Origin of the sequence: Bartonella sp. ML69XJBT (assembly GCF_028618515.1) — a bacterium.
In the GTDB taxonomy this organism is placed as follows: domain Bacteria; phylum Pseudomonadota; class Alphaproteobacteria; order Rhizobiales; family Rhizobiaceae; genus Bartonella.
Window position 1 is genome coordinate 1 of sequence record NZ_JAQITB010000070.1, and the last position, 3,866, is coordinate 3,866.

Consider the following 3,866-nt stretch of genomic DNA (forward strand, 5'->3'; position numbering starts at 1 on the left):
AGCCCCTAAATAGCCAATTAAAATCACTTTATTTAACATGCTTATAGTTCCATTCTATCATGCAAAAATTATAGCATAATTTTACTATTTTTACAATGTTTTCAATAAGATAATAAAAATATTTTTGAATAAACATTACAATTGACATTATTTATTTCGTAGTTTATAAACTACATATGTTCATTATTAAGAAAACGTCATATTTTAATAAATGGTTAAACTCTTTAAGAGACAAACAAGTACAAAAGAAAATTGCTATGCGCATTTTACGTCTTGAATACGGTCTCTTAGGTGATGTTAAATTTTTTAATGGCATAGGTGAGTTACGTATCCATTATGGTGCTGGTTACAGAATTTATTTTGTAAAAAGAGAAAAAGAGATTATTTTATTATTAAATGCGGGTGATAAATCAACTCAACAAAAGGATATTGAAAAAGCCCTTCAATTAGCAAAAGAGATTGATGATGAAAATAACACCATTTGATGCTAGCGAATTTTTTAAAACCACTGAAGATTTTAAAGAATTATTACAAGATGCTTTAGAAACTAAAAACAGTAGTTATGTTTCATATGTATTAGGAATTATTGCACGTAAGCAGGGAATGACCGCAATTTCCCATGAGACAGGGTTAAATCGTGAATCTCTTTACCGCTCTTTAAGCAAAAAAGGTGATCCACGGCTTTCTACTTTCTTTAGTGTATTAGATGCTTTAAATTTACAAATCAGTTTAAAATAAACCCCTAATAATTGTGAAAAAAACAACAGTTTTAGAGAAAATTTAAAAATTATTTTGACATTGCCTTTTTACACAGATTGTTTAATATAGAGATATTCGTCCACTCTTGGATAATGGAATAACAGAAAGCGTGTAAAAAAAGCCGTGTCGATTAATTTTGACGCGGTTTTTTTATTGGCTATCATTTGATTAGAGCATTCAAAAGCAAGGTTATGATTAGGTGATATAAAAAAAACCTTGCCACCTAAAAAAGATGGACAAGGTTTTCAGTTTCTTAAATCGATTTCTATATTAGCATAGCCTGTTTTAAGATGCAAATAGAATTAAAATACATTTGCCTTTATCCACAATATGTAGTATTTTATTTGACGCTAGTATGCATTGCAAGACAACAAAATGAAAGCCGTGTCAAAATCAATTGGCACGGCTTTTTTTTGATACTTAAGATAATAAATGTTTTTAATCTAGAGAACGGTTAAAAAACAACGCTAGAATAACGTTGCGAATTAAGTATAGCATGATCTGTTTTATGATGCAATTTGATAAAAACGCCATTGCGTTTATACACAAAATATGTAATACTTATTTTACATTTGGAAGTGACATATATTATACCCTTGTGAATAAAAGCCGCGTCCCTTAAAGACACGGCTTTTTTTAATTATTGCATATTTCCGTGGATTTGCTCTCTTAATAAAGCCAATCCTTTTGTTGTTATTTTTGTTGACGGGACTGTCTTTTCTGTACCATCATTTTTTTGAATAGTAATGGTCGTGCAATCCATTAAACCTTTTTGTATTTTATCTTGATATGGTAATAATGGACCACTTGGTACTCTTTTGTAAACCCAACCATATCTTCGTAAGTAATCTGATAAATCCTTAGGTCTTACTTCTAAGATTTTCGCAGCATCTATAATACCAAACAAGCCATCCGAGCGCTTTAGACCATCAAGAGCTATTGCTTTTGGTTTGAGTGTATTTACTTCATTTTTTAAAGTTTCTAATTGATTGATGCTCTCTAAGAGAAGTTTTTTAACTGTAAGGGGATTTTCTAAAGCACTTGCTAAATCTGTTTTCTTTTCTAATTCCTGCCAACGGTCAACTATTTTTGCACGTAAAGCGATGCTGTATCCAGATACGAGAATTAAGCATTCACGCTTGGGAAGAAGATATTCAGTTTTCTGGCGATTCATGCTATCAAAAAAGATGCCCTCAAATTTGAGGATATCTTTTTCATCATACAATTCAAGCAAAATATTCTTGATATCACGCATAACATTATCATGCCGTTTACCACACAATTCTGCGATTTCACGACTGGACATAGTTTGAATGCTATCATCTATGTTGATTTGATTTACGTTTGTTAAATTTGTTTGATTTGTGTTAATTAAATATTGTGACATGGTACTGTCTCCTTACTATAATTTTTGAATCGACACTCTAAAAAGAGTGCCGGGCGCTCAAAACACGGTAGTAAGTCCGTTGTTACGCTTTTCCCATAAGGGTCTTGTATAGCATAACCACACCCGACAATCCCCTCTTATATGCTATAAAGCATACTGGAGTCAAAACCTTATAATTCGCAAAAAGATTGTTTTAACAAACTATTCGCTTACTACCTATGTGTTTTGAAGCACCTACTGATTCGTTTAACAGAGTGATTCGGTTATTGTCAATATGAATTTTACTCTTTTTTAACTTTTTTCATTTCGATACTTATCTAATTGAATCTAAAGTTAAAAAGCAGGCGCCCCCGCCGCACCTGTGCGTTATTTAAGCAGCCTCATTAATGCTATGCACATTATCAAAAATAGGATTATAAGCTTTTAGCAATGAAACTATTGATTCAATTGGTTCAGATTGACCGAATTCTGTAATAATTGCTAAAATTTTTGTAAAATTTGGAATTTCGTTTTGTAATTTAAAAAACAAAACTTTTTCGAGAGCCCCCATAAGCTCTACTAAAGAAACGTGATAGTTATCTTCAGTATCAATATCAATATTTTCACTATTAGCTTCTTTACACACAGCCATCCACAAATCACATAAGAAATCTGTGGTTATTTGGATTTCGTTTTTTGTCATGATAAATTCTTTCTTAACAATAATTGTTTTTAATTGACAGCCCATAAGGGCGCCGGGTGCTAAAAACACGGTGTTAAGTCCGCCGCTATACTTTTCCCTCGCGAAGGGTTTTGTATGGTATAGCTACACCCGACATAAATCGTTATACGCTATTAAAAGCATAAAAGACAGTCAGTATTTCAAAAGCATAGGGGAAAAACCTTATCGTGATTTACCCGCTTAACACAAGTGGTTTTTAAGCACTTGTCGACCTTTCTAAACGACCTTTTCTTTAAAGTCAATACGTATTTTTTATTTTTTTCACTTTTTTTCATTTTGATAATTACCTAATTGAATATCAAGCGCTTTTTCTAACTCACGATCTATATAATCATCATCATAAGCTTGTGAATAACCTCTCTCACCATCATCTCTAATCTCACAAATCAACGGCTCTTTTGAACGTTGTTTGATCTTCTCATTCACCTCGTCTATCAACGCCTCATAACTCAATACGCTCCTTGGCAAATCACCACCATATATCCACGCTTTCACTTGTGCCTTGGTACTGTAATCAACTTCAATAGGTATCTCATGATACTGTCCACCATCGAATTCCTCATATTCCCTCATTCCATCATCATATTCGTAAAGATTATAAAAATACTCTGCTACCCCCATTCCCCACGGGGCATATCCAACCGCCGTTGCAATAAATTTTTTTTGCTGTCTTTTACGGTTTCTTAAGAACATATGTTTTAATATTCCCATATCTAAATCCATAATTTTACCAATGGGTTTATTTGCCTCAAAATGGACCGTACAGAGCAGTTTTAATTTCCAACGTGGTAATTATCAAAAAACTATCCAATCGCTTTGTACGGTGCCTTTTTATCGATTTAAACGCATATCTAATCCAATAGGTTTTCTATTTTGCACCATTTTGCTGTCTAATCTTCAATGCCCTTTAAAACTTCTTCAAGTCCTTTTTGAAGCTTTTCAACGCGCTCTGATGCTATCACTGCGTCTTGATCTTGGCTCTTGATTTCTGCCTTCTCT

The 3,866-nt window shown here is 32.9% G+C and carries 5 protein-coding genes; 2 read left to right on the forward strand and 3 right to left on the reverse strand.

Translation table 11 applies throughout. The features are described from left to right. The first annotated feature begins 176 nt into the window (after positions 1-176). Entirely contained in the window at positions 177-485 is a 309-nt protein-coding gene (locus PVV68_RS09740; protein WP_273782989.1) for a type II toxin-antitoxin system RelE/ParE family toxin, read from the forward strand. Next, complete coding sequence (locus tag PVV68_RS09745) at positions 466-738, forward strand: addiction module antidote protein (protein WP_273782992.1); 273 nt, start codon at positions 466-468, stop codon at positions 736-738. The genes PVV68_RS09740 and PVV68_RS09745 overlap by 20 nt, the downstream gene beginning before the upstream one ends. Before the next feature lie 661 nt (positions 739-1,399). Here the strand turns inward: PVV68_RS09745 and PVV68_RS09750 are convergent. From PVV68_RS09750 to PVV68_RS09760, 3 genes are all read right to left on the reverse strand, one after another. Beyond that, entirely contained in the window at positions 1,400-2,146 is a 747-nt protein-coding gene (locus tag PVV68_RS09750; protein ID WP_273782990.1) for a phage regulatory protein/antirepressor Ant, read from the reverse strand. A gap of 370 nt (positions 2,147-2,516) precedes the next feature. Then, positions 2,517-2,828, reverse strand: coding sequence for a hypothetical protein (locus PVV68_RS09755; protein WP_273782991.1), 312 nt, complete (start codon positions 2,826-2,828; stop codon positions 2,517-2,519). Positions 2,829-3,128: 300 nt separating this feature from the next. Continuing rightward, positions 3,129-3,578, reverse strand: a complete 450-nt coding sequence (locus PVV68_RS09760) for a hypothetical protein (protein WP_273782993.1) — start codon at positions 3,576-3,578, stop codon at positions 3,129-3,131. Between the last annotated feature and the right edge of the window lie 288 nt (positions 3,579-3,866).